Annotated in this window: 21 protein-coding genes and 3 pseudogenes; 5 read left to right on the forward strand and 19 right to left on the reverse strand. The window is 60.6% G+C overall.

Annotated elements, in window-relative coordinates; translation table 11 throughout:
• Positions 1–20 precede the first annotated feature (20 nt).
• The 5 genes from AVO45_RS06085 to AVO45_RS06105 form a co-directional block, all read right to left on the reverse strand.
• Positions 21–998 (reverse strand): HpcH/HpaI aldolase/citrate lyase family protein, encoded by a 978-nt coding sequence (locus tag AVO45_RS06085; protein WP_068345044.1) that lies wholly within the window; start codon positions 996–998, stop codon positions 21–23.
• Positions 999–1,073: 75 nt separating this feature from the next.
• On the reverse strand, positions 1,074–2,045 hold the full coding sequence (locus AVO45_RS06090) for a 2-hydroxyacid dehydrogenase (protein ID WP_068345045.1): 972 nt from the start codon (positions 2,043–2,045) through the stop codon (positions 1,074–1,076).
• Positions 2,045–2,935 (reverse strand): succinate--CoA ligase subunit alpha, encoded by an 891-nt coding sequence (sucD, locus tag AVO45_RS06095; RefSeq protein WP_068345046.1) that lies wholly within the window; start codon positions 2,933–2,935, stop codon positions 2,045–2,047. The genes AVO45_RS06090 and sucD overlap by 1 nt, the downstream gene beginning before the upstream one ends.
• Positions 2,932–4,131, reverse strand: a complete 1,200-nt coding sequence (locus AVO45_RS06100) for a malate--CoA ligase subunit beta (protein ID WP_068345047.1) — start codon at positions 4,129–4,131, stop codon at positions 2,932–2,934. The genes sucD and AVO45_RS06100 overlap by 4 nt, the downstream gene beginning before the upstream one ends.
• A 15-nt stretch (positions 4,132–4,146) precedes the next feature.
• The gene (locus AVO45_RS06105; RefSeq protein WP_068345048.1) at positions 4,147–5,388 is read right to left on the reverse strand and encodes a pyridoxal-phosphate-dependent aminotransferase family protein; all 1,242 of its coding nucleotides are present in this window, start codon (positions 5,386–5,388) and stop codon (positions 4,147–4,149) included.
• Positions 5,389–5,609: 221 nt separating this feature from the next.
• On the opposite strand from AVO45_RS06105, the gene AVO45_RS06110 reads away from it, so the two are divergent.
• Positions 5,610–6,242 (forward strand): response regulator transcription factor, encoded by a 633-nt coding sequence (locus AVO45_RS06110; RefSeq protein WP_240482080.1) that lies wholly within the window; start codon positions 5,610–5,612, stop codon positions 6,240–6,242.
• Between the two features lie 130 nt (positions 6,243–6,372).
• Here the strand turns inward: AVO45_RS06110 and AVO45_RS06115 are convergent, their stop codons facing one another.
• The 8 genes from AVO45_RS06115 to rfbC form a co-directional block, all read right to left on the reverse strand.
• Positions 6,373–8,151: an ABC transporter ATP-binding protein gene (locus AVO45_RS06115; RefSeq protein WP_068345049.1), complete on the reverse strand. Its 1,779-nt coding sequence runs from the start codon at positions 8,149–8,151 to the stop codon at positions 6,373–6,375.
• A 149-nt stretch (positions 8,152–8,300) separates the two neighbouring features.
• Positions 8,301–9,173 carry a hypothetical protein gene (locus AVO45_RS06120; protein ID WP_157770113.1) on the reverse strand — a complete coding sequence of 291 codons (873 nt, stop codon included), beginning with the start codon at positions 9,171–9,173 and terminating at the stop codon, positions 8,301–8,303.
• Positions 9,174–9,192: 19 nt separating this feature from the next.
• Positions 9,193–9,951: a glycosyltransferase family 25 protein gene (locus AVO45_RS06125; RefSeq protein WP_157770114.1), complete on the reverse strand. Its 759-nt coding sequence runs from the start codon at positions 9,949–9,951 to the stop codon at positions 9,193–9,195.
• A gap of 278 nt (positions 9,952–10,229) precedes the next feature.
• On the reverse strand, positions 10,230–11,063 hold the full coding sequence (locus tag AVO45_RS06130) for a rhamnan synthesis F family protein (RefSeq protein ID WP_068345052.1): 834 nt from the start codon (positions 11,061–11,063) through the stop codon (positions 10,230–10,232).
• Positions 11,064–11,363: 300 nt separating this feature from the next.
• Entirely contained in the window at positions 11,364–12,242 is an 879-nt protein-coding gene (gene rfbA / locus AVO45_RS06135) for a glucose-1-phosphate thymidylyltransferase RfbA (protein ID WP_068345053.1), read from the reverse strand.
• A complete protein-coding gene (gene rfbD / locus AVO45_RS06140) occupies positions 12,239–13,159 on the reverse strand; it encodes a dTDP-4-dehydrorhamnose reductase (protein WP_240482081.1) in 921 nt (306 codons plus the stop codon). Before rfbD ends, rfbA begins: the two co-directional genes overlap by 4 nt.
• The gene (gene rfbB, locus AVO45_RS06145; RefSeq protein ID WP_068345055.1) at positions 13,099–14,148 is read right to left on the reverse strand and encodes a dTDP-glucose 4,6-dehydratase; all 1,050 of its coding nucleotides are present in this window, start codon (positions 14,146–14,148) and stop codon (positions 13,099–13,101) included. Before rfbB ends, rfbD begins: the two co-directional genes overlap by 61 nt.
• Positions 14,145–14,717 (reverse strand): dTDP-4-dehydrorhamnose 3,5-epimerase, encoded by a 573-nt coding sequence (gene rfbC, locus AVO45_RS06150; protein WP_068345056.1) that lies wholly within the window; start codon positions 14,715–14,717, stop codon positions 14,145–14,147. Before rfbC ends, rfbB begins: the two co-directional genes overlap by 4 nt.
• A 575-nt stretch (positions 14,718–15,292) precedes the next feature.
• Between rfbC and AVO45_RS06155 the strand changes: the two genes are divergently transcribed.
• Positions 15,293–16,318: a YeiH family protein gene (locus AVO45_RS06155; protein WP_068345057.1), complete on the forward strand. Its 1,026-nt coding sequence runs from the start codon at positions 15,293–15,295 to the stop codon at positions 16,316–16,318.
• 11 nt (positions 16,319–16,329) lie between these two features.
• Positions 16,330–17,367, forward strand: a complete 1,038-nt coding sequence (gene pta / locus AVO45_RS06160) for a phosphate acetyltransferase (RefSeq protein ID WP_068345058.1) — start codon at positions 16,330–16,332, stop codon at positions 17,365–17,367.
• Positions 17,368–17,513: 146 nt separating this feature from the next.
• On the opposite strand, the gene AVO45_RS06165 is transcribed toward pta, so the two are convergent.
• From AVO45_RS06165 to AVO45_RS20005, 4 genes and pseudogenes are all read right to left on the reverse strand, one after another.
• A complete protein-coding gene (locus tag AVO45_RS06165; protein WP_068345059.1) occupies positions 17,514–18,524 on the reverse strand; it encodes a HupE/UreJ family protein in 1,011 nt (336 codons plus the stop codon).
• Positions 18,521–19,363, reverse strand: coding sequence for a peptidylprolyl isomerase (locus AVO45_RS19335; protein ID WP_082688687.1), 843 nt, complete (start codon positions 19,361–19,363; stop codon positions 18,521–18,523). Before AVO45_RS19335 ends, AVO45_RS06165 begins: the two co-directional genes overlap by 4 nt.
• A 122-nt stretch (positions 19,364–19,485) precedes the next feature.
• Positions 19,486–19,835, reverse strand: a pseudogene (locus AVO45_RS19340) (DDE-type integrase/transposase/recombinase); the annotation flags it as partial.
• Positions 19,836–20,195: 360 nt separating this feature from the next.
• Positions 20,196–20,630: pseudogene (locus AVO45_RS20005) on the reverse strand (transposase family protein); the annotation flags it as partial.
• Between the two features lie 228 nt (positions 20,631–20,858).
• On the opposite strand from AVO45_RS20005, the pseudogene AVO45_RS06190 reads away from it, so the two are divergent.
• Positions 20,859–21,074, forward strand: a pseudogene (locus AVO45_RS06190) (IS21 family transposase); the annotation flags it as partial.
• Between the two features lie 38 nt (positions 21,075–21,112).
• Here AVO45_RS06190 and AVO45_RS06195 read toward each other — a convergent pair.
• Positions 21,113–21,577 (reverse strand): hypothetical protein, encoded by a 465-nt coding sequence (locus tag AVO45_RS06195; RefSeq protein WP_068345065.1) that lies wholly within the window; start codon positions 21,575–21,577, stop codon positions 21,113–21,115.
• A 251-nt stretch (positions 21,578–21,828) separates the two neighbouring features.
• Positions 21,829–22,533: a hypothetical protein gene (locus AVO45_RS06200; RefSeq protein ID WP_157770115.1), complete on the reverse strand. Its 705-nt coding sequence runs from the start codon at positions 22,531–22,533 to the stop codon at positions 21,829–21,831.
• Here AVO45_RS06200 and AVO45_RS06205 point away from each other — a divergent pair.
• Positions 22,520–24,376 (forward strand): inositol monophosphatase family protein, encoded by a 1,857-nt coding sequence (locus tag AVO45_RS06205; protein ID WP_205627860.1) that lies wholly within the window; start codon positions 22,520–22,522, stop codon positions 24,374–24,376. The two genes, AVO45_RS06200 and AVO45_RS06205, sit on opposite strands and share 14 nt — an antisense overlap.
• Positions 24,377–24,450: the final 74 nt, after the last annotated feature.

A 24,450-nucleotide genomic window follows, 5' to 3' on the forward strand; every position in this document is an offset into this window, starting at 1 on the left:
GCACCGTTGAGTCAAGCGGCTCATTCAGCCGCGATGCGGCGGGCCTTTTCCACCAGAACCTCGGCCTGGCGGATCGAGGCATAGTCGATCAGACGCCCGTCCAGCGAAACCGCGCCCTTTCCGGCAGCCTCGGCCTCGGCCATGGCCGCGAGAATGCGGTTGGCCTTGGTGATTTCGGCCTCGGACGGGCTCATGACCTCGTTGGCCAGAACGATCTGGCTGGGGTGGATCGCCCATTTTCCTTCGCAGCCCAGAACCGCCGCCCGCCTGGCCGCCGCACGATAGCCCTCGGGGTCCTGGAAGTCGCCGAAGGGGCCGTCTATGGGGCGCAGGCCATTGGCGCGGGCCGCGACGACCATACGCGCCAGGGCGTAGTGCCACATGTCGCCCCAGTGAACATCACGGCTGCCGTCCTCCAAGGGGTCGGTCAGCACCGAGTAGTCGGGATTCACGCCGCCGATAATAGTCGTGCGGGCGCGGGTGCTGGCGGCATAATCGGCAACCCCGAAATGCAGGCTTTCGTTGCGCTTGGACGCCGCCGCGATTTCGTGCACGTTCTGCATGCCCAGCGCGGTCTCGATGATATGCTCGAAACCGATCCGTTTCTTGTAACCCCTGGCGTCCTCGATCTGGGTCACCATCATGTCGACGGCATAGACATCCGCCGCAGTGCCGACCTTGGGGATCATGATGAGGTCCAGCCGCTCGCCGGCCTGTTCCACCACGTCGACCACGTCGCGGTACATATAGTGCGTATCCAGGCCATTGATGCGCACCGACATGGTCTTGTTGCCCCAGTCGATCTCGTTCAGGGCCTTTATGATGTTCCTGCGCGCCTGTTCCTTTTCGTCCGGCGCAACCGCATCCTCGAGGTCCAGAAAGATCACATCGACCTCGGATTGCGCCGCCTTTTCGAACATCTGCGGCTGGCTGCCGGGCACGGCCAGTTCGCTGCGGTTCAGCCGGGCGGGCGCCTGTTCGAATGAATGAAAGCTCATGTCTTGAAACTCCTAGTGTGTTGGTTGCCCGGCGCCACGCCACCGGGATATGTCTCTGCCGTGTCGCCAGTGGCGTCAGATCACCCGGTCGCGCGGATCGCGCCCCGAGAAGAAATCGCTCAGGTTGTCCAGCACGCGGAACCCCATCGCCTCGCGGGCCTCGCGGGTGGCGCTGCCCAGATGCGGCAGCATCACGAGGTTGTCGCATTGCATCAGGTCCGGGCTGATCCGAGGCTCGCCGTCGAACACGTCGAGAGCAGCGCCGCCGATGGTTTCGAACATCAGCGACTGGGTGAGCGCGAATTCGTCGATCACCTCGCCGCGCGCGGTGTTGATCAGAAAGGCGTCGGGCTTCATCAGGTCCAGCCGCCGCGAGTTGAGCAGGTGCCGGTTCTCTGGCCCGCCGGGGCAGTGCAGCGAGACGAAATCACATTGCGGCAGCAACTCGTCGATGCTGTCCACCTGCTCGGCATTGCAACGGGCCAGAACATCGGGCGCGACGCGGCTCCGGTTGTGCACCAGGATCTTCATGCCGAACCCGTGATGCGCCCGCCGGGCCATTTCCTGCCCGATGCGGCCGAAACCGACGATGCCCAGCGCCTTGCCGCTGACCTTGGTGCCGATCAGGTGGGTCGGCCGCCAGCCCGTCCAGTTGCCCGAGCGGATCTCGCGCTCGCCCTCTCCGGCGCGGCGCGCGACCATCAACAGCAGGGTCATCGCCAGGTCGGCGGTGCATTCCGACAGCACGTCCGGCGTGTTGGTCACCGCCACGCCGAGGCTGCGGGCCGAGGGCTCGCAGATGTGGCTGTAACCGACACCATAGTTGGCCAGGATCTTGGTGCGGGCGCCGGAGACGTCCAGCGCCTCGGGGCCCAGCCTGTCGGTCACCGTCGGCAGCACCGCGTCATACCTCCGCAGCGCCTCGCGGAACTCGGCGGGCGAGAGCGGCACGTCATTGGTGTTCAGCACCGCTTGATAGTTTTCCTGCAACTGCGCCTCGACCGCTTTTGGCCAGCGCCGGGTGACCAGAACCGAAGGTTTCGCCATCACGCAGCCCTCCTCATCACGTTGGCAATGGTTTCCCCGATGACGGTCGGGTTCTCGGCCACGGTGACACCCGCCGCGCTCAGGATCTCGACCTTTTCCGAGGCGCTTTCCCCGAAGGCCGAGATGATCGCCCCGGCGTGGCCCATCGTGCGCCCCTTGGGCGCAGTCATGCCGGCCACATAGGCGATGACCGGCTTGGTCACGTGATCGCGGATGTATTCGGCCGCCTCGGCCTCCTGCGGGCCGCCGATCTCGCCGATCATGCAGATCACATGGGTCTCGTCGTCGTTTTCGAAACGCTCCAGAATGTCCCGGAAGGACGAGCCGTTGATCGGGTCGCCGCCGATGCCGACGCTGGTCGAAACGCCGATACCGCGTTCCTTCAGCTGCGCGGCAGCCTCGTACCCAAGCGTGCCCGAGCGCCCGACGATGCCGACATTGCCCGGCAGGTAGATGTGGCCCGGCATGATCCCGAGGATCGCCTTGCCCGGACTGATGGTGCCTGCGCAGTTCGGCCCGGTCAGGACCATGCGCTTGTCCTTGGGGTAGCGATACATGTAGCGCTTCACCAGGATCATGTCCTGCGCCGGAATCCCGTCGGTGATGCAGACGCAGTAGCGGATGCCGCCGTCTGCGGCCTCCATGATCGAATCCGCGGCAAACGGGGGCGGCACGAAAACGAGGCTGGCATCGGCGCCGGTCGCCTCGACCGCCTGCTTGACGGTGTCGAAGACGGGCACGCCCTCGACGATCTCGCCACCCTTGCCGGGCACGACGCCGCCAACCACGTTGGTGCCATAGTTCAGCATTTCACGCGTGTGAAACCGGGCCATCCGGCCCGTGATGCCCTGAACGATGACGCGGGTTTCGCGATCAAGAAGAATACTCATTTGACAGCCCTCACCTTGGTGCCCTGGGTCAGATCGTGCCGCCATGCGCCGACGGCGCGTTCTGCAGCTTCCATCAGTGTCGTCGCGCGAATGATCGGCAGGCCGGACTTGGCAAGGATCTTCTGCCCTTCCTCGACATTGGTTCCAGCCAGGCGCACCACCACCGGCACGTCGACCTGCAATTCCCGCAGCGCCTGCACGACGCCCTCGGCCACCCAGTCGCAGCGGTTGATGCCGGCAAAGATGTTGACCAGAACCGCCTGAACGTTGCTGTCGGACAGAACCAGCCTGAAGGCCTTGGCCACGCGCTCGGGTGAGGCGCCGCCGCCGATATCCAGGAAGTTCGCGGGCTCACCCCCCGCCAGCTTGATCGTGTCCATCGTGGCCATGGCCAGACCGGCGCCGTTCACGATGCAGCCGATGTTCCCCTCGAGCCCGACATAGGACAGGCCGCGATCGGCAGCGCGGCTTTCGCGCGGGTCCTCCTGCGACTTGTCCCGCAGTTCCGCGATCTGGGGATGACGGAACAGGGCATTGTCGTCAAAGCTCATCTTGGCGTCGAGCGCGAGGATCCGGTTGTCACCCGTCACCACCAGCGGATTGATCTCGACCATGGTCGCGTCATATTCCCGGAAGGCCCGGTAGCAGGCCTTGAGCGTGCGCACCATGTGCTGCGTCAGAGCAGGGTCCAGCCCCAGCTTGAAAGCAATCTCGCGGGCTTGGAATTCCTGCAGGCCCACCGCCGGTTCGACGGTCGAGCGCACGATGCTTTCGGGCTTCTGCGCCGAGATGTCCTCGATCTCCATGCCGCCTTCCGAGGAGGCGACGATCATCACCCGTTGACTGGATCGGTCGAGGACGAAGCCCAGGTAGATCTCGCGGTCGATCGGTACCGCCGCCTCGACGTAGACGCGGTAGATACCCTTGCCTTCGGGGCCGGTCTGGTGCGTCACCAGCTTGCGGCCGAACATGTCCTCGCAGGCCTCGTGGATTTCGTTCTCGGTCCGGCACAGCTTGACGCCGCCGGCCTTGCCGCGCCCGCCGGCGTGGACCTGGGCCTTGACGATCCACTTGTCGCCGCCCAGTTCGCGGGCGCGATAGGCCGCCTGTTCCGGGCTGTAGGCAAGCGCCCCCGGCGGAACGTCAACACCGAAATTCGAGAGGATTTCCTTGGCCTGATATTCGTGAATATCCATCTGATCCGTTTCCTTCTACGCGGCGATCGAGGTGCCGTAGCGGCTTTCCAGCAGGGCCTCGATCGCGGTGTGATCGACATGCCCCCCCAGTTCGCAGATGGCTTGGGCAAACAGGCGCACGATCCGGCTGACGGCCTCGCGATCCAACTGGTTGAGGATGCCAATACGCACCTGAACCGGGGCCGAGAGGGTGGGCCAGATGCCAAAGCCCCGCGCACGGCAGTTCTGCACCAGTTCCATCTCGCGCCCGGCCAGTTCCGAGGGCAGGTTCAGCACGACGAGGCTGGTCATGTCCGAGGTCACTTCGCAGCCCATTTCCGTGACCGCATCGCGCAGCACCTGTTCGTGCCGCCGATACGCGTCCGAGCGCCGTGCGAGCCCTTCCTGCAGCGTCAGGCGCAGCGCCTCGTGGAAGGCGGCCACGGCATAGCCCGAATGGGTCCGGTGATAGCTGCCCTTTTCCACGTCGCGCCCGTCGACGATGCCCCAATGGCGCGCCTCGAAGATCGGGTTGTGCACATAGGTATATGCGCCGGTGGCCTTCAGCGACGCGATATAGGCGTCGGTGAAGCTGACGGGGGCATAGGTCAGCGGCAGGCAGCACAGGCCTTTCTGAGGGCACGAGGCCCAGCCTGCGACGCCCGGATAGTCATCGATCGCGAAGTTCTCGACGCCGAGGGAGGAAACGGCATCGACAAGCCCCATGACCCCGTGGCGCTCGCAGGCATCCGAGAAGCCCCGGATGTCGTTGATCCGGCCCGAACCGGTTTCCCAATGCGCCATGAAGGCCCATTTCGGCTTGTGCTCGGCCAGCGCGGCCTCGATCACGTCGGCGGTCACCGGCTGGCCGTGCGGCACCTCGACCACGGTGACGCTGGCGGGTTGGGGGTCGAGCGGGCTGGCCGCCAGTTCGGATGGCGTCGCCGCCTTGATGCGAAGGGTCAGCGCGTCGATGCCCGAGAAGGTGCCATTGACAAAGGCCACGACCTTGTCACCCGGTATGACCGCCGAGAACATCATGTCCAGCGCGCTCCAGCCGGTGCCGGCAACCGCGAAAGTGTAGGTGTTCGTGGTGCCCCAGATCTGGCGCAGCATCAGCTTGCACTCGACCATCCCACGCAGAACGTCAGCCTGCATGTGGTCGGCCACCCCGGCGCGGGCAAAGGCCTGAAGCACCCGAGCGTCGGTGTTGCCCGGCCCGGGGCCGGCCGCCAGTGTTTCGGGTATCTCGAGCGGCGGGAAAATCTGGACCGTCATCCTCAGGCTTCCTCATCATTCGGGCAAGGCCAAGTGGCCTCGGTGGTGTTGATGGCGAACAGGAAACCGGGACTTGCGGCATGACGCAACGGAAGTTACTACTGCCTTTGGGTATCTAAATGGGTGGGGGATTGCCCACCCATAGTGGTAAGAATACAGGTGTATACCGAGCACTCGCCCATACTTTTGGGTAGGTTTTGGTGCCGAACGTGGAAAAATGGATGGTTAGCGACAAATCCAGCCCTATCACCGTCATGTTGGCCGACGGCAATCCGCTGGTCCTGTCGGCCATGTCAGAAATCTTCGAGCGCGACCCCCGATTCTCTTTGGTGGCGACATCGGCCACGGCCGAGGGCTTTCTTGGCCTGGTGATGCGTGTCCCGGTTCAGGTGGGGGTGATCGACTGGAACCTGCCCGTTCTGGGCGGAGCCAAACTGATCGAAGTTCTACGCGAGCATGAAAGCGCGCCCAAGATGGTGATCTATGGCGACGAGACGGGCGATCTGCCAAAGCTGGCGATGAAGGCCGGTGCGGCGGGTTTCGTGCCGCGGTCGGGCGAGGTTGAGGGGCTGCTGGAAACCTGCGTGGATGTCGCCGCCGGCAAGATGGTGTTTCCGTTCATCGACGTGCGGGATCTGCAGCGGGATCCTATCAGCAGCCTGTCAAAGAAAGAGAAGGCGATCCTCGAGGCCCTGTCCAAGGGGCTGTCGAACCGGGAATTGTCGAAGGAGTTGGGAATCTCCACCAACACGGTGAAGTTTCACCTGTCGAACCTCTACGAGAAGCTCTCGGTCAAGAACCGTGCCCAGGCGATCGCCTATTATTATTCGTCGCAGTTTCAATCGCCGGAGTAGATCGCCGCAAGCGCACACGCATACGGCGGGGCATCGACAGGGCACCCTGCGTCCGGCTTTCGGCCGTTCCTGCCCGGCAATTCCCCGGAATCGGTATGTTCGCAACCTGCGGCCACCGATGGCCGGGTGCTCACTCTCGCTCCAACGCGGCCTTGTATTGGTGCTCGTACAGGGCGCGGAACGGGCCGGGCTGGTCGAGCAGTTCGGCAGCACTGCCTTTTTCGGCGACCCTGCCGTTCTCGATCACGACGATCTGGTCCGCGTGCAGAACCGTGGAAAGACGGTGAGCAATAATGACGGTGGTGCGGCCTGCCGTCAGCCGTTGCAACGCCTCCTGAACCAGATGTTCGGACTGCGAATCCAGCGCGCTTGTCGGCTCGTCCAGCAGCAGGATCGGGCTATTGCGCAGCAACGCGCGCGCGATCGCGATTCTCTGTTTCTGCCCCCCAGACAGGAAAGCCCCATTCTCGCCGACTCGGGTATTGAAACCTTCGCCCAGCTTCATGATGAAATCATACGCATTGGCATCGCGGGCCGCCTTTTCCACCTCTTCATCCGTGGCGTCCTGGCGGCCAAGCCTGATGTTGTCCGCGATCGAGGCCGAGAACAGGAACGTGTCCTGCCCCACGAATGACATCTTCCGGCGCAGTGTTTCAAACGAGGCGTGCTTGATGTCCTGACCATCCACCGAAACCGTCCCTGCCTGCGGGTCATACAGGCGCAGAGCAAGATTCAGGATCGTCGATTTGCCGCCGCCCGATGGGCCGACCAGCGCAGTCGTCTTGCCGGCCTCGAAGGTCAGGGAAAACTGGGACAGGATCGGCTTTTTGGGCTGATAGCCGAAGGTGACATTGTCGAAAGCGATTTTCCCCGGCCCGTCGGGTAAATCCTGCGGATCGCTCTTTTCGGCCAATGTCTCAGGCTGGTCCAGAAGGTGGAACATCATCTCCACGAGCCGCAAACCCACCTCGACCTTCACGCGCACGCGCGACAGCCGCTTGGCGGGTTCATAAGCCATCATCAGCGCGGTCACGAAGGACATCAGCTCTCCTGGGGTCGAGCCTTCTGCGCCAAAGAGCTTGGCCGCGCTCAGAGCAATGACCGAGGCCACCGCGAAACCGGCAAGCACGTCCATCAGCGGGCTCGTCACGGCTTCGAGACGGGCAATCGAATTGGCGCGTTTCTCGACCTGCTTGACCGCGCTGAACATGCGTTGCGCCATCCGCTCCTCGAGCGCAAAGGCCTTGACGACACGAATTCCGCGCGACGTCTCTTGAATGACTTTCATGATTTCGGCGAGAGAGCTCATCTCCATCTGGACGATGTCCCGCACCTTCTTGACCAGACGCCGCACCCCGATCAGGGCGGCGGGTCCGATCACCAGCGTGAAAAGCGAAAGAACCGGTTGCTGATAGAACATCACCCCCAGCAAACCGATCAGACTGAGGGTGTCGCGCACCGCGCTGGTAACGATAACCTCGATCACCCGGCGCGCGGCCTGCGCAGACTGAGTGACTCGCATCAGCAGGTCCGAGCTTTCCGTCAGGTTGAAGAACGAGACCCCCTGCCGCAGCAGTTTTTCATAGAGTTTTATCTGCTGGTGCGCCACGATCCGGTTGCCGGCCCGACTCAGGGCGACGACCTGAACATAGGTGGCGACGCCCTTGACGAAAAAAATGCCGAAAACGGCAATTGCTACCCCGAACACTTTCGAGGAGTTGTCCGTTTCGAAAAGGGAGTCCACAACATCCCGCATGATCCAGGCAATGCCGGCGGTCGTGGCTGCAACCAGAACCATCGCGACCGAGGCGATGGCATAATAGATCCACTGCGACCTGAGGTTCTCGCGCAGCAGCCGCCAAAGGATCGACTTGTTCAGTTGGCCTGAGATCTTTTCCTTAGCATTCATACAAACAAATCCGTGTCATTCATCATTGGCGACCGGCGCTCTTGACCCCAAGACCATACTGCAACCTCGGATGTTTGATAGACCCCGGTTGCGGGCGGGGCAAGAAACCCCACTTGCGGGAAGTGTCGCAATGTTCCAACTTTCGGGAATCAGGTGATGCCGGACCAATCGATCTTCCTGATGATCTGACGCTTGAAAACCTGCAGCGCCTTGGATCTGGCCAACCGCTTGTCGAAGAAACTCGGCAAGTCCGCCGTCCAGTCACGATACATCCGATAGCCCATGCGCGTCATGCCAGTCACCGGCTCGCCCTCCAGGGTCAGGCCGGCAAAGGCCAGCGGCACGATCCGCCGGGTTATTCCGAACTCCTTCTTGATCTCCTGTTCTTCCAGTTGGCTCGTGGTCCCCGTCGACCCGATCGCCTTTTTCAACTGACTGCCGATTGGCCTAGTATGGTGGATCGATACTTCGTCGAGAATACCGCATTTGAAGGCACCGCTTTCGGGAAATCGGCACCAGATGTAATCCAGGCCATAACCGCTCATGGTCGATCGGAAATGCGGCAAAGCGCGTTTCAGCAGGGCTCGATCCAGGCATGGGACCATGATTTCGACGTGGTTGGTGAACCGGACGCGGAAACTCTGGCATCTGTTGAACAGCATGTGGGTGTAGTAGCTGTCGCGCGTCAGAGACGGCTGGCAGACGGACAGCCCGAAATACCTGGAAAGCTCGAACATCCGGTTGATGGTGCAGGCATCCGTGGCGATGTCGTCGTCCGGCAACCATATCCTCTCATATGAGTCCAGATTTTCGAGCGCAGTCAGCGTCTTGTAAAGACCGTCCCACTTGCCGCCTCGAACCAGAACGGCCTGAACGCCTTCGCTCTGCTCGTGCGCCTCATAGGCTGTCTCGGAAAAATAGCTGACCAGAAGGTCAAAGTTTCTCTCGCCATACGGCCGCTCGATCCATCCGGGGTGCAAAGAGCTCTCCCCCGCCCGTACCACCACAAGGTTTTTTCTCATTGCTCTCCGATCATTTGGCTCAGCTGTTCTTGCTCAGGAACAGATCCCGGGCATCGTTGCAGCGGTTTCGGAGAAGACCGTATCGAAACGCGGCCTGATACTTCAGATTCTTGCAGAAACGCAAAACCTTCGACGGCGATCTCTGGGTGCGCCGGTCGGTTGACAGGAGGCTGACGCAATCTTCCCGTTCGGCAACAAGCGAGGGTTTCAGAACAAAAATCGGAACACCGTGCTCCCAGTAATGCTTTAGATCCAGATCAATGGGGCGATAGAACCGTTCACTGGCATGCAACAGTGTTTTTGCAGCCTCCCTTCCAATGACATAGCCTGTGGTGCGCGGCGGAAGCACCTTGCGCTGCACAAGGGCCGCCTCTCCCAAATGGCCAATCTGGGTGCCGTCGATATCCCACCCTCCATCGAGCTTGATCATGACTCCTCGGAGGTTGGTGGCTTCGCACGCTGCCAGCACCGGCCTTGGGTCGGCCACAAACTTGAAGTCATCCTCCAGCACCACCGCAGCATCTTCATCTGAGGCCACCAGCTTCTCCCAGATCGCCCGATGCCCCAAATAGCAATAGACCTCAGGCGTCGACAGGGACCGCTTGAAGTGCTTCCGGTTCATCTGCGAATCATAGTGGTTGTGGAGCAGAGAGGCGTCCGCCGCCGCATCGCCATACGCATCGAAGAACCGAAATTGCAGCCCGTACCTTTCGAATTGGCTTTTCGCGGCCAATCTTCGATCCATGCTTGATTTCAAAGACAAAACATAGATTTGCACAGCGAAATCCTTGAAATATGTGGCAACGAACCGGAACCGAACAACAGCAAATAACACACAGTAACAACGGCAACTCTCTTCTTGAAGTAGATAGCGCGGTTCGTGTGGGTAGTAAATCTGGAGGAGCCTTCCCCTGATGTCGCATCCTGCGACTTTCGGACCCGGTATCCGGAAACGTCAGCATTGGTCTTGGATGCCACCCGAACCCCTGGGTTCCTCCGCCAGTCTGGGAGGCTGACCTGCTTTCCCGGAAGTCCGCGCTTTTTGGTCAGCTCTGTTCATGGTTCGGCAAGCAGCGAGCGTTGCAAATATTCCGCCTCTTCGAGGAGTATCCCATCACGGTCAATGTCTCGAACAAGCCGCATCGTGATGTCCGACGCCTGTTTCTGGTGCCAAACGGGAGATTTCTTGAGGAACGGAAATTTCATCTCTCTTAGATTGAAGTCGATCAAGGCATAGCTCACTCCCAAGCAACGCGTTGCGGCCAGAAGAAACGACATCAAAGCATCCCGATCCAGATCTTCCTGAAGAACGCGGTTCTTCAGGGCAAGAAACCTGGGGTTGCCCAGAACGATAAGGTTCCGTGAAATTTCCCTCAAACGCGAAGTGGAGAGCGGCTCCAGCAGGGTGTCCATCCTTTCCACGGGGTAAGTTGACGAGGCTGACCACCGCTGAGCAAGCGCCATTTGCGTCAGCCCGATTTCTCCGCGCAGAACCGTCAGTTCCTTGTTGTTCACCATAGGGTAGCTTGCCCAGAATTTCCGAAACGCGCGCTTGCCTATGACGTCGGACGAGAACGATATGGCATAAGATGGAAAGTGATAGTTGACGCCGTCTGCACCATAGGACCACGGCTCTGAGGCGGGAACCTCGGGCACCTTTCTGGATCCGCCGAAATTCGAAGCCGCACCGGTTACCTGAGTGCCCAGTGTCTCTACTGCCTTCAACCAGTCCACGGAGCCGGGTACCGGAAACCAGACGGAATCGTTGAAGAACGACAGCCGGGAAAGGCTGTCCAACCGGCCCTCCAGAAAAAGAAAGCCTTCCCGGTAGGCTCCGAAATCGTAACCCTGGTTCGGCCTTTCGATGACCACGGCGGCGCGCTCGGCCATGGGGCATAAGGCTCTCGAGCGAGGCACAGTCATCCGGGGCAAGGTCGCCGGCGTGCAGGATATGCACCCTGAGTGTTTGAGAGGCGCCGGTCGCCCTTGCCGCAGAGAGCAGGGTCACAGCCGCATGGGGAACGAAATTTCGGTCGAAGGCCAGACACAGATTGATCTCACCCTCCGGTGCTGGCCGTTTCGGCGGCAAGCATTGTTTCTCGATCTGCTCAAGAATGGCCCGCTTTGTTAACTCGGTCACGGCTGGCATCCATATGAGGGGCAAAAAGCGTGGTCTTGAAACGCGACAGGCTAGCTACCTTTCCGGATTTCCGAAAGATACGCTCCATAGTTGGTCTTTTTGTAGCGAGAAGCCAACTCATCCAGCTTCTCCCTGGATACCCAACCCTTGTTGAACGCAACTTCTTCGGGGCAGCCGACCTGCTGGCCCTGACGTTCGGACAGCGTTCGCACGAAATTGCCAGCGTCCAGCAAACTGCCGTGGGTGCCGGTATCCAGCCACGCGTAACCGCGGCCCATCTGCTGTACGTCCAACTCGCCTTCGTCGAGGTAACTGCGCAAAAGATCGACGATTTCGAGTTCCCCCCGTGGCGAGGGTTCGACTTTCCGGGCGCGCTCGGGGGCGGTTTCATCCAGAAAATACAACCCCGTCACCGCATAGTTCGAAGGGGGATTTTCCGGCTTCTCGATGATCTCGGTAACACGCCCTTGGGCATCGTAGCCGACCACGCCATAGCGATTCGGATCGGAGACCCGGTAACCAAATACCGTCCCGCCGCGCTCCCGCCTGTCTGCTGCCGCCAGAATCTCGGGCAAACCGTGCCCGAAAAAGACGTTGTCGCCAAGGATCAGCGCCGACGGCGCACCATCGAGGAACTCCTCCGCCAGCAGGTAGGCCTGCGCCAGGCCATCCGGGCTGGGTTGTTGGATATATGTAAAGTTCAGCCCCCAATCGTTGCCATTGCCCAGCGCGCGTTTGAACTGGTCCTGGTCGTGGGGCGTCGTGATGATGGCGATCTCGCGTATGCCGGCCAACATGAGAACGCTGATCGGGTAATAAATCATCGGCTTGTCGTAGATCGGAAGCAGCTGCTTTGAGACGCCGATGGTAATGGGAAAAAGGCGCGTTCCGGACCCGCCTGCGAGAATGATGCCCTTTCGGTTCGTCATGCCTTCGAAACTCCCAAATCCTTCAATATTTCTGCCAGGTCTTGTCGCCAGTCCGGACTTCGGATGCCGAAGACCCTTTCAATCTTGCTGTTGTCCAGTCGGGAATTCAAAGGGCGGCTGGCCCGCGTCGGGTAGTCGCTGCTGGGAATGTCGACGACCTTGCACTCCATGCCGCTCTGCCGAAAAATCTCCCGCGCGAAATCGGCCCAGCTGACATTCGGCTGGCCGGAGAAATGGTATGTACCGGATTTGCCCGGGTCTTCGACAAGCTGTCTGGCGCATGTCAGGCAGGCATCGGCAATGCTCGCGGCGCATGTCGGCCCCCCGATCTGATCTGCAACGACGGTCAACTGGTCGCGCTCTGCCCCGAGACGCAGCATGGTCTTCACGAAATTGCCGCCATGCGAAGAGACGACCCAGGATGTGCGCAGAATGGCATGCGGCCCGTTTGCCGCGCGTACTTTCATTTCGCCCGCCAGCTTGCTGCGGCCGTAGGCTCCCAGTGGGCCGGTCGCGTGATCTTCGGAATAGGGCTTGTTGCCTTGCCCGTCGAAAACGTAGTCGGTGGAGATGTGCACGAATGGCAGACCACGTCTCGCAGCGGCTTGGGCCAATGCGCCCGGCGTCTGGCCATTGATCAGCAGCGCAACGTCTTCGTGATCTTCGGCCTTGTCTACCGCTGTATAGGCAACTGCGTTGACGATGGCATCTGCATCAGTGCCTTCGACCTTTTCCACGCAGGTTGCGGGATCCGTGAAGTCCCCCTCGTCGCGCCCGACGACTTCGAGATCGATTTCGCCCCGGCGCCGTTGCAGCTCCAGACCGACCTGGCCGGTTTTTCCGAAAACAAGTACCTTCACACTTTTTCTCCGAGACGCACGCCGACACCTTTGCGCTGTTGCAGTGGCCGCCACCATGCCTCGTTGTTCAGATACCATTCCACGGTCTTCCGCAGCCCGTCCTCCAGCGTGACCGCAGGGGTCCAGCCCAGTTCGCGCCTGATGCGGCTTGCGTCAATGGCATATCGCGCATCATGGCCCGGTCGGTCGGTCACGAAGGTGATCTGGTCGGCATAACTGCCGTCGGCCTTGGGGCGCAGTTCATCGAGAATGGCGCAGAGCGTGCGAACAAGCTCGATATTGGAGCGCTCGTTGCCCCCGCCGATATTGTAGGACCGGCCGATTCGCCCCTTTTCGACAACCAGCAGAAGCGCGTCGGCGTGATCCTCGACATAAAGCCAGTCGCGTATGTTCGACCCGTCGCCATAGACCGGCAGGGGCTTTCCGCCGATCGCGTTCAGGATGGTTACGGGGATCAGTTTCTCCGGGAAATGATACGGCCCATAATTGTTGGAACAGTTGCTCAAAACAACAGGCAATCCGTAGGTTTCATGCCAGGCGCGCACCAGGTGGTCACTTGCGGCCTTCGAGGCCGAATAGGGCGATCTCGGGTCATATGGCGTGTCCTCGGTGAACAGCAGGGCCGGATCATCGGGGAGAGAGCCGAATACTTCGTCGGTCGAGATGTGGTGGAACCTGAATCCGTCGGGCTTGCCACAGCTTGCCCAATATCCGCGGGCCGCCTCAAGCAGGTTGTAGGTGCCCTTGATGTTGGTATCCACGAAGTCCTCGGGCCCATCAATGGATCGATCGACGTGGCTTTCGGCCGCCAGGTGCATGATGGCATCCGGTGCATGTTCGGAAACAACCCTGTCCACCGCCGCCCGGTCACGGATGTCCGCCTGCTCGAAGAAATAGTTGGGGCTGTCCGCGACGCTGGCCAGGTTGTCCAGGCAGGCCGCATAGGTCAACGCATCCAGATTGACGACCTGATGTCCACGGGAAATCGCCAGGCGGACAACCGCGGACCCGATGAACCCGGCCCCGCCGGTCACGAGTATTTTCATGCCTTTGATCCCTCGAATTCGAACGGGCTTTGAAAATCCCTGAACAAGGGGGCGGCCGCGTCTTTTTCGGACAGCGTGGGCACCGTGTCCCCCAGTTTCCAATCGATACCGATGGACGGGTCGTTATAGCGAACCGCGCCGTCGCACTCCGGGGCGTAGTAGTCGGAACACTTGTATATGATCTCGGTGTCCGGCTCGCGCGTTACGAAACCGTGCAAGAAGCCCTCCGGGATCAAGAGCTGCTTTCCGTTCTCGAAACTCAACTCCACGCCGACCCACTTTCCGTAGGTCGGGCTGCCCCGCCGGATGTCCACGGCCACGTCGAACAGCCGCCCCCTGCCACATCTGACCAACTTGGCCTGGGCGTGGGGCGGAGATTGAAAATGCAGGCCGCGGACCGTGCCCGCCTTGACCGAAAACGAGTGATTGTCCTGAACGAACTGGATGCCCAGCCCCTGTTCACTCATACGCCGGAAGTTCCAGCTTTCGCTGAAGAACCCACGATCGTCACCGAAACGGTTCGGCGAGATAATCAGGACATCGGGTATGGAAGTGCGTTCAACTCTCACTCTCTACTCCTTTCGCAGGAACAGCTCTGTTCCGACAATAGGCTTCAATCTGGCCGTTCTTTGTTTTCTAGCAGCTCAAAAAGGCATTTCGAGCAATTTCAATACAATGTGCGGATGATCGCCGTGTAGGAGACTCTGCCCCAAAGCACAAGGCAAACAGACATGGGCGCATGTGGGGGCCGTCAAGTTGCATGTGATCGGTCTGGCTGCAGCAATGCACAAACCGAAAATGCGGGGCGCTGATTGCTTCACTCTGGCCGAGACCCGAATGTCTTGACCATCGTGATTTTCGGTCATGTCACCGACAAGGGGATACGCAGCCGAACTTCACCTCTCGAATTGGACTTAAATCGGCTTCTCCACTGGCCCTAACCGAAAACCAAATCCACCCATAGCGTCGCCGGGGATGCGTGCAGACGGGCGGAAGGTGACCCTCAATGAAAACTTCGGCGCGGCTGCCGGAACAAGGCTCATCGACCGCGTTGTTCGACGCCGTGTCAGCTTGAAGCCGGGCCAACACACAAGCCATGCGTGCCATACGTGAAAGCGCGTGACAGAGGAGATTGGGTTTTCTCATGGTGTCATCCATCGCTGCTGCCGGCGGCTTGCCGAAATTTCTGTCCGGGGTCGGTCACGGCTTTCTGGTGTCGGTGGTAGTTGCCATCGCGGCGCAGTTTCTGTCGGAACACTATGGCGCACCGGCGATGCTGATGGCGTTGCTGCTGGGGATCGCCTTTCATTTCCTCGCCGAGGAAGGCGTGTGCAAGCCGGGCATCGAGTTCACTGCCCGCACCGTCCTGCGGTTCGGCGTGGCGCTTCTGGGGGCTCGAATCAGCGTCGAACTGATGATCGGCCTTGGCCCGCAGCTGATCGCCGTGGTCATTGCCGGCGTGATCGCGACCATCCTGTTCGGGCTCTTGGGCGCACGGTTCTTGAGGCGCGGCTGGCGGTTCGGGCTGCTCACCGGCGGCTCGGTGGCGATCTGCGGCGCCTCAGCGGCGATGGCGATCTCGGCCGTGCTGCCGAAGAACGAGCATTCCGAGCGCAACCTGATCTTCACCGTCCTGTCGGTCACGGTTCTGTCAACCGTCGCGATGATCGTCTACCCGATCCTGACCGAGACCTTCGATTTCGACCACGAGATCTCGGGCGTGTTTCTGGGCGGCACCATCCATGACGTGGCGCAGGTGGTCGGCGCGGGCTTCTCGGTGTCGGACCAGACCGGCGAGGTCGCGACCCTGGTCAAGCTGATCCGGGTCGCCATGCTGGCGCCGGTGGTGCTGGTGATCTCGATTCTGGTGCGTCGCCATGCCGGGAACGGGCTGGCAGACGGCAAGCGCCCGCCCATCCTGCCGCTCTTCGTGGTCGGGTTCCTCGCCTTCGCCACGCTGAACTCGCTGGGTCTCATCCCGCCGGCGGTCTCGGCGGCCATGGCCAGCCTGAGCCGCTGGGCGCTGCTGATCTCGATCGCCGCCGTGGGCATGAAAACCTCGCTCAAGCGCATTCTCGACGTCGGCGGCCAGGCCATCATCCTCATCGTCGCCGAAACGGTCTTCATCGCCCTATTCGTTCTGACGGGCGTCGCCTTGCTGCACCACTGAAAGGACCTGCCATGAAACCGCTGGAAATGCTTCTGCGCAACGCCGCCCGCTCGCAGAAAAAGATCGTGCTGTCCGAGGGCGCCGACCCGCGGGTGGTGCAGGCCGCCATCGAGGCGCGCAGACAGGGCATCGCCCGCATCGTTCTGGTGGGCCGCGAAGAAGGCATCCTGTGCCAATACGCCTTCGCCAAGGCCAAGCCGGATGAGGGCGTCGAAATCCACAACCCGGCGCAGTCGCCGCTGCTCGACGAGCTTGCGCTGCTCTACTACGAGCTGCGCAAGCACAAGGGCGTGCCCCTGGAACAGGCGATCTGCGAGGCGCGCAAGCCGCATGTCTATGCCGCGTTGCTGGTCAAGAGGGGGCTGGCCGACGGCACCGTCGGCGGCGCGGTCGCCACCACCGCCGAGATCGTGCGCACCGCGATCCAGGTGATCGGTCCGAAGCCGGGGTCGAAACTTGTTTCCAGTTTCTTCCTGATGCTGTTCTGCCAGATGCATCATGTGAAAAAGGGCGCGCATATCTTTGCCGACAGCGGTCTGGTGGTGGACCCGACGGCCGAGGAAATGTCGCAGATCGCGCTGGCCTCGGCGGACAGTTTCGCCGCCCTGATCGGGGACGTGCCGCGCGTGGCGATGCTGTCGTTCTCGACCCGCGGCAGTGCGAACCACGATTCAGTGTCCAAGGTGGTCACCGCCACCGAGATGGCCCGGGCCGCCGTGCCGGAACTGCTGATCGATGGCGAGTTGCAGTTCGACGCCGCCTTCGTCCCGGACGTCGCTGCCTCAAAGGCCGGGGATTCCCCTTTGGGCGGGGATGCCAACATCTTCATCTTCCCCAATCTCGAAAGCGGCAACATCGCCTACAAGATCGCGCAGCGCGTCGGCGGCGCGGAGGCCATCGGCCCCATCCTGCAGGGCCTCGACAAACCCGCCAACGACCTCTCGCGCGGATGCTCGGCCGAGGACATCCTCCACATGATCGCCGTCACCGCCGCCCAAGCCGAGGCGAACCAGCCAGCGAAGGCGCGGCAAGAGGAGTTTGTTTCCTAGAATGCATTGAACCGGTCCGACTTTTGAACCTCATTGCAGCCAGCGTGTACCGGTTCGTTGTTCCGGGACACGACGGGCGTGGTGGCTTCGGGCCGCGTCAAGACCGACGACGCCCCCTGTCAAACCGAGCAGGCCCCATATCCTGACTAAAAAGACATCAACCGTTCCACCAGCCAAAATGTCGACACGCAGCCGATGGCATATGCCGTCGCCGTCTTTGCGCCGCTGTCGGGCCTTTGCCAGTGCACCATCACGCGCGGCACTGCGTAACGTAGCAATCCGGCACCGGCGAGAACGAAACTGACAAAGGTCAACTGCCCCGCTTCGACGCCAAGGTTGAAAGCCAGCAGGGCCGCAGCGATATCGCCCTCGGGCAAGCCGATCTCGCGCAGAGCACCGGCGAATCCCAGCCCGTGCAACAAGCCAAAGCCGAAGGCGACCAGCCAAGGCGATCGCACGGATAACCGCTCCTGGCCATCGCGCTGCTTGAGCGTTTCCACCGCGAGGAAGGTGATGGACAAGGCAATGACTGCCTCGACGGGCGGCCCGGGAACCGAGACATGACCCAGAGCGGCCAATGCCAGGGTAATCGAATGCGCCACCGTAAAGGCAGTAATGGCACCGACCAGGCGCCAAGCATCGCGGATCAGGATCAAAAGGGCGAAAACGAACAGCAGATGGTCCCAGCCTTCCAGTATGTGCTCGAAGCCCAAGACGAAATAGCTGTTGAGCACCTCGAATGTCGTCGGATCCACCGGCACCAGGAAGGACGCCTCCTGCGGCGTCAGACGGGCCGTGGTCGCCGCACCGCTCAGTGCCTGAAGCCGCACAAGGACGTCGGTGCGCTGCATCGCGAGGCCTTCGATCGTGATTTCCCCTCCACTCATCCCGTCTGGACAAACCGAAATCCAGCTGGCGATCCAGGCAGAACCGTCGAAATCCACTTTCGGTTCCGACGAAGGATCACAGCCATCCGGCAATTCCACTCGGATGGCCATGGGGGCGCCTTTCACATCCGGCTTGCGCCAAAATACCTGCCAGGACTCCGGCGTGAGCTGACGGATATCCAGGTAACCGGGCTCCAAGGCGTGGGGATATGCCGGCCCCAGCGGCATCACCAGGAGAAGCAGGCTGAACAGGAAACGGTGCAGTTTCATTCCGAAGGCCCCTCTGCGGGCTGGCCCGGTTCCGGAGTGATCACCTCGTACCGGCTCTTCAGTTCATTGAAACGCGCCGTTTTCAGGTCTTCCGTCAATTCGCGGCGCCAGTCAAACAGGACATCTTCCCTGATCTCTTCAAGCGCAGGGAGTCTCGGCTCTTCCTTTTCCTCGACAAGAACCATGTGGAAACCATAACCGGACCGAACAGGTCCGGCCCATTCCCCTTCCGGGAGGTCTTCCAACGCCGCATAGAACCCGCGACCAAAAATGCCGTCTATCTGCTTCGCATGAGACAGTGGAACGGAGGTGGGCAAAAGGCTCGAAACGCCAAACTTGTCCGGATTTTCGCCACCTTTCAATGACACCAGCGTCTGTTCGACCGTCTCGGGGACGGGGTTATCGCCCAGAGCAATCTGCTTGAACGCCAGTTTTCCCGCCTGCGTGAAGCGATCCGGAAATTTCTCGATATGTTCGATCAGGATGGCATCTTCCGGCTCTGCCGCCTGTGCGACGGAGGCGATCAGAAAGTCCATCTTTTGCACCAACCGGCCGCGGACGACGCTGTCGCCTTGATCCATTCGAAGCGCGCGCGCCTCTCGGACAAGAATTTCCTGTCTGACGAGGTCATCAATCAGAGCGTCAAGTTCATCCGGTCTCGGCGGTCGCCGCCAAACGGCCTGAAACCGCAAGTTCAAGCGGTTGATGTCCTGCTCATCAACAACGATCACATCTGGGCTGGGTTCCCCGGGCTGTTGCGGATTCAGGTAGGCGAACCAGCCGAAAATGGCGAGGCCGAGAAGAAAGAAATGGAAAAGAGGTTCCTTGAGAATATGCATCGATACCCTGTTTATTAGTGGGGTGCCCCTAGTTTTGTAGACGCCTTGCCCCCTGACTTTGAGGCAAGGAGGCCGACATGGGGACAAGCAATTACAACGGCGAGTGAGGTGCCCCTGGTTTCCTAGACACCTGCCTGTTTCAGTTTGAGCTGTCTTTCTTCGAAGTCAACGGGCGACAGCATGCCGTTGTTCGTGTGCTTGCGTTTCGGGTTGTAGAACATCTCGATGTACTCGAACACGTCCGTCTGGCGTCGTCGCGTGCCGGATAGGTGCGTCGCCCGATCCGTTCCCGCTTCAGCAGTTGGAAGAAGCTTTCGGCAACCGCGTTGTCATGGCAGTTTCCACGCCTGCTCATGCTGGGTTCCAGATTGTGTTGGCGGAGAAACGTCTGCCACTCCCGGCTGGTGAACTGGGCGCCCTGGTCGGAATGCACCGTGACCTTGCCGGCAGGCTTGCGCCGCCACACGGCCATAAATGCTAATCGGCATTGAACTTTGACCCCCTATCGGCATCCAAAGTTGGCTCTGACTCAGTTTTGGTGCAACTTCGGCCTCCCTCAGATCAGAGCGCTTGAACGAGCCGGGCTTTGAGCAGGTCGATGTTCGCCCTTCCATACATCTGGCGTTTGAGCGTCTTGAGGCGGTTAATCTGCTCTTCAGTCTGCCCGTTCGATCATGGTTCCCGAAGCGCCGCGGCGACGGCTGCCTGATCTCGTCGTAGCCCGCGGGCAAAGGCACCGAGCAGCCCGTCCTCCGCTTCATTCAGCCATCCTTCCAACTCATCTTCGCGAGCATTGCGTACCATGTCCGTAAACCGGTCGGTCAGCCGTGTCCCGGATGCTTCGGAGGAAAGTATCCTTGCTGACTGGCAGCAGGAGCCGTGCGGCGAACGCCTGTGCCGGACGTCCGCCGAGTGCCAGGCCGAGGTGCCGGACCAGTCCTTGCAGACGGGAGGTATGCCGCGCATGCGGCCGGGTCACGTCCGGTGGAAATCGCTCCAAAAATATCTTGGCTGGGCAACGCAGAGCACGGCAGCCAAAGCGGCGAACCACCAGGACCAGTTCCGCCTTCCGGCCATGCGCAGGAAGATCGGCAGGCCGTCGGCGGTAACTGCTGTGAACATGGCGTGAAGCCGTGCCGCAGCGCGGGCACGCCGCCGTGGCTTTGGCGGAACGCGAGTGGATCCGGACCGTGTTCCCGACAAGCTCAACCTGGTTGGCCTTGAGACCCGCTGGCAGGAAATCCCGCCGTGAAAACTTTGACGCCATCGGCAACCTCCTCCAAAGCCTGCCGATATATAGCGCTTAGCAGGTTGGGCTGCACCAAATCTGCTTCAGATCCCAAAAGTGACACCGTTTGTGCTGAGCAGGCCCGGCGCTGCGTAGCCCTCACGTAGCGCAGCGGCGGCGGGCCTGCGGGGTTTCGGATTGGCGCTATGCGCGGTTCTTGATGCGCCATCGCTCGTTGCCGGTCTCGACGATCTCACAGTGGTGGGTGAGGCCGTTCTACGCGTCGTCGAACTGGCGCTGGAGGCTGGGGTGCCAACCAAAACGCATATCCTGAATCTGCTGCACCGGTTGATCGACAAGAAGCACACCGATCTACCCGACGTCGACCCGCCAGAGGCACTGGCGCTGGAAACGGCCCCCAAGGCCAACGTGGACCGCTACGATGGGCTGAGACGGGTCAGGGAGAAGCGCAATGCGTCATGACCCTGCAGGAGCGTCAATCGTGATCATGCTAACCTGCGTCAGTCAGCTTCGAGTTGTCTTCGTATTTCTTCCGCGAACTCGGCCCATCTTTGCTTGTCCAACTCGTGGTCCCACGGCACCGGCGCCACTGTTCCATCAACCTCTATCTGCATTACATCCCGATCGCCGCAATCTGGATCTTCTGCTGGCTTTTCGTACCTTACCCTTACATCCGACCCGAAGGCGAATTTCAGGCGGCGGCAAAGGGCAACACCTTCGGCATGGAATGAAGCCCAATCAAATTGGCAGGCAGCCTCGTGGTTCCAAACAGAGCCTTTCTCGAAGCGCGAATGCCAAACACACAGATCGCGCCGCAGATCATCATCAATGACATCGTACTTTTCGTTCCAATAGCTCCCGTCCCAGATCCCGCTACCAAGAGCAGGGTTTGCTTCGTCTTCCGGGCCGTGGTGGCACCAGCCGAAACAGCCAAAATCAGCCATGAGCGTGAAAGTCGCGATCATTCCTTCCCCCCAAACGCCCAATCAGCATTTTCAGAGTAAACAGTTGTTATGCCCATGATATGCCTAGTACGGGCAGATGCGAGTTCAAACCGCAGCCGGGACACGGAAGTTGACACATTGCAACGCATTCTGCGTAATCCGAGCCGAAACCGATAAGTGCCATAGAAACCCCAATAGCACAATTTTTAGTTGAGACGTTTTGTGTTTGTTAAGAGCTTTCGAAAAACGCAGTAGGTCTCGCCACCTCCCATTTACCCACTTGTGAACTTCCGAGCGTTGTCGGCGGTCCAGGGCTTGCCGTTCAGCGTACGGTTACCGTTTGAATTGAGCCATTCGGCAACTTTGGACCAGCTCGCACCGGTCTCGCGCAGGTGGTGAATCTGAGTATTGATAGCGTGTGCAAGGTCAGCTTTCTGTTCCTTGCGCTCATCGTTTGCTTTTCGCCATCCGCGGAAATGGTCAATAGGATCGAAGGCCTCGCCATCGATCATGATTGGGTCGGGATAGAGGCCGATTGCGTTGACCCGATCGTCACGGAGAACACCATCCAGAAATGAATGCGGACGGGAGGAGTGCCGCTCCTGAAAATGCACGTAAAGGAGTGTTGCGCCGTAATCCCGACAAAGGTCGAGCGCCTCTTTCAGGGGGCCGGTTATCCATTTCGAGGCTCGGTCCGGTTGCAGTTCAATAAACACTTTCTCGCAGACAAGTGTGCCGTTGTTGTCACTGACCCAGCGACGAACGAGATCTCGTTGGTATCGGATCGTGCGGCTCTCGGTGGCGGCTACGTCCACATCACCGGACAGCGTGGTGAATGCAGCCCAAGGTACGGGCAAGGTCCAGTAGAATCCGACATAGACGTTGGCTGGCATGGCGACCTCAAGCTGCGTGTGGAGATGCGGAAAATTCCGGCAGAATTCCCGATTGCCCCAATTTTCTGCGATGGTCGTGATCAAGTATTCAGCAGATGGAACGAGTAAGATGATTTCTGGGAATGGCGAAACGTGCAAGCCGGTTGATGTTGCAGTGTTGCTGCCGCGGGTGATTGAGATCGTGAGGGAGGCCGGGCGGTTCCTCAGGGCGGAATTTCATCGCGAAGGCGGGCCGCGTGGCCATGGCCACCACGCTGAGGTGGACGAGGTTGTTGAGAACCTCCTGAGCAACCGGCTTCTGGATCTCTACAGCGTTGGTTTCCTGGGCGAAGAGACCGGGCGCCGAATTACCACGTCTTCGGACATCTGGGTCGTTGATCCAAATGACGGAACGAATGCGTTTTTGGAACAGCTGCGTGGATCCTCGATTTCCGTGGCGCTCCTGCGCGGTGGGTCGCCGGTTCTGGGTGTGGTTTTTGCCCCCACGGCACCGGACGACAACGGCGATCTGATCGCTTGGGCGCAAGGCTGTTCATTGATGCGCAATGGCAATCCAGTGGCAATCCCCCCGCATCACAGGGAACTGGTTGCGGAGACCATTGTTGCACTCAACGAAGAAGCCGGGGATTACGCGATGGCAAATACCGAGCGGATCAAGCCAGCGCGCTTTATCGCTCTTCCGTCCATAGCCTACAGGCTAGCACTGGCTGCGGTGGCTGACGTGGATGCGGCGGTTTCGCTTGGCAGGCTTTCGCCTTGGGACGTTGCCGCAGGCCATGCTCTTCTGATCGGTGCCGGGCGCGAGATGACGGATATGCACGGACGGCGGCCAAGTTACGACGAGGGTGCGCCGATCGATGGGTGTATTGGCGGGGCGACCAACATTGTCTCCGAACTCGTCAAGCGAAACCTGCGCAAGGCGGTCGGTGTCGGGCGAATCCCGCGAAAAGGAGTGATACCCCAGCGCCGAGTGCTTCTCGCCGACCAGCTCAACCGCGCGCAAGGCGTATTGCTGGGCCAACTCGTCGGCGATGCGCTTGGCTCAGCAGTGGAGTTCAAGTCGGAAGCGGAGATAGCCTCGATCTATCCGCGCGGGCTCAGACAGATCGCGGGCGGCGGGCCGTTCAACACGATTGCGGGTCAACCAACAGATGACAGCGAACTTGCGCTGGCACTGACGCGCAGTTTGGTGGTTCGAGGAATGTGGGACGAAGCGCATGTGACGGCAGCTTACGTTCGTTGGTTGGAATCGGCTCCCTTCGACTGCGGCAACACTATCGGCGGCTCGATCCGAGTGTTGAAAAACGGAAAAATGCCCGAGAATAGCAGTCAGGCGAATGGCTCGCTCATGCGGGTCAGCCCTATCGGCATTTTTCATGCAGGTCGCCCGGATCTCGCGGCGCGCGATGCGGCACGCGATACGACGCTTACTCACCCCCATCCGGTTTGCGTTGCGGCGTCATCCGCCTATACGGCGGCAATCGCCACAGGTGTCGGTGGAGGTGATCGAGAGGCAATGTGGTGTGCAGCCACCGCCTATGCCGGGGAAAGCATCGGCGCTCGAACCATACGAGAAGTTCTGACCAAGGCGCTCAATAAGCCACCAGTGGATTATTCGACCAAAATGGGCTGGGTCCTGATTGCACTTCAGAGCGCCTTTTTCCAGTTGATGCGAGGGGCGTCATTTACCGACGGCATAGTCGAAACGGTGGCGCGCGGGGGCGACACGGACACGAACGGCGCGGTTTGCGGCGCGCTGTTGGGTGCGGTCGAGGGGCGCAAGGGCGTGCCACTCGAATGGAAGCGGGCGGTAATGTCCTGTCGGGCGATGGCGGGTTTTGCGCCGCACCCGCGTCCGGTCGAGTACTGGGCCGACGACGCGCTTGACCTAGCAGAAGCACTACTGGTGGCAGGAGAAACAAGATGACTACGGGAGAAAACTACAAATACCGGCTGAAAATGCTTGGCGGTAACACGCGTTGGCGCCGGCCGTCGACGCCA

This window comes from Ruegeria marisrubri (genome assembly GCF_001507595.1).
Classification (GTDB): Bacteria; Pseudomonadota; Alphaproteobacteria; order Rhodobacterales; family Rhodobacteraceae; genus Ruegeria; species Ruegeria marisrubri.

Bases quoted from the DNA above. Each gene is read 5' to 3' on its own strand.
- AVO45_RS06195 (WP_068345065.1), bottom strand. From the start codon at position 21,577: ATGATCGCGACTTTCACGCTCATGGCTGATTTTGGCTGTTTCGGCTGG.
- rfbD (WP_240482081.1), bottom strand. From the start codon at position 13,159: ATGGTGGCGGCCACTGCAACAGCGCAAAGGTGTCGGCGTGCGTCTCGG.
- AVO45_RS06105 (WP_068345048.1), bottom strand. From the start codon at position 5,388: ATGACGGTCCAGATTTTCCCGCCGCTCGAGATACCCGAAACACTGGCG.
- AVO45_RS06205 (WP_205627860.1), top strand. From the start codon at position 22,520: ATGGTCGTGATCAAGTATTCAGCAGATGGAACGAGTAAGATGATTTCT.
- sucD (WP_068345046.1), bottom strand. From the start codon at position 2,935: ATGAGTATTCTTCTTGATCGCGAAACCCGCGTCATCGTTCAGGGCATC.
- AVO45_RS06085 (WP_068345044.1), bottom strand. From the start codon at position 998: ATGAGCTTTCATTCATTCGAACAGGCGCCCGCCCGGCTGAACCGCAGC.
- AVO45_RS06155 (WP_068345057.1), top strand. From the start codon at position 15,293: ATGGTGTCATCCATCGCTGCTGCCGGCGGCTTGCCGAAATTTCTGTCC.
- AVO45_RS06110 (WP_240482080.1), top strand. From the start codon at position 5,610: ATGGTTAGCGACAAATCCAGCCCTATCACCGTCATGTTGGCCGACGGC.
- AVO45_RS19335 (WP_082688687.1), bottom strand. From the start codon at position 19,363: ATGCATATTCTCAAGGAACCTCTTTTCCATTTCTTTCTTCTCGGCCTC.
- rfbB (WP_068345055.1), bottom strand. From the start codon at position 14,148: ATGAAAATACTCGTGACCGGCGGGGCCGGGTTCATCGGGTCCGCGGTT.
- AVO45_RS06120 (WP_157770113.1), bottom strand. From the start codon at position 9,173: ATGAGAAAAAACCTTGTGGTGGTACGGGCGGGGGAGAGCTCTTTGCAC.
- AVO45_RS06115 (WP_068345049.1), bottom strand. From the start codon at position 8,151: ATGAATGCTAAGGAAAAGATCTCAGGCCAACTGAACAAGTCGATCCTT.
- rfbA (WP_068345053.1), bottom strand. From the start codon at position 12,242: ATGACGAACCGAAAGGGCATCATTCTCGCAGGCGGGTCCGGAACGCGC.
- AVO45_RS06130 (WP_068345052.1), bottom strand. From the start codon at position 11,063: ATGGCCGAGCGCGCCGCCGTGGTCATCGAAAGGCCGAACCAGGGTTAC.
- pta (WP_068345058.1), top strand. From the start codon at position 16,330: ATGAAACCGCTGGAAATGCTTCTGCGCAACGCCGCCCGCTCGCAGAAA.
- AVO45_RS06100 (WP_068345047.1), bottom strand. From the start codon at position 4,131: ATGGATATTCACGAATATCAGGCCAAGGAAATCCTCTCGAATTTCGGT.
- AVO45_RS06165 (WP_068345059.1), bottom strand. From the start codon at position 18,524: ATGAAACTGCACCGTTTCCTGTTCAGCCTGCTTCTCCTGGTGATGCCG.
- AVO45_RS06090 (WP_068345045.1), bottom strand. From the start codon at position 2,045: ATGGCGAAACCTTCGGTTCTGGTCACCCGGCGCTGGCCAAAAGCGGTC.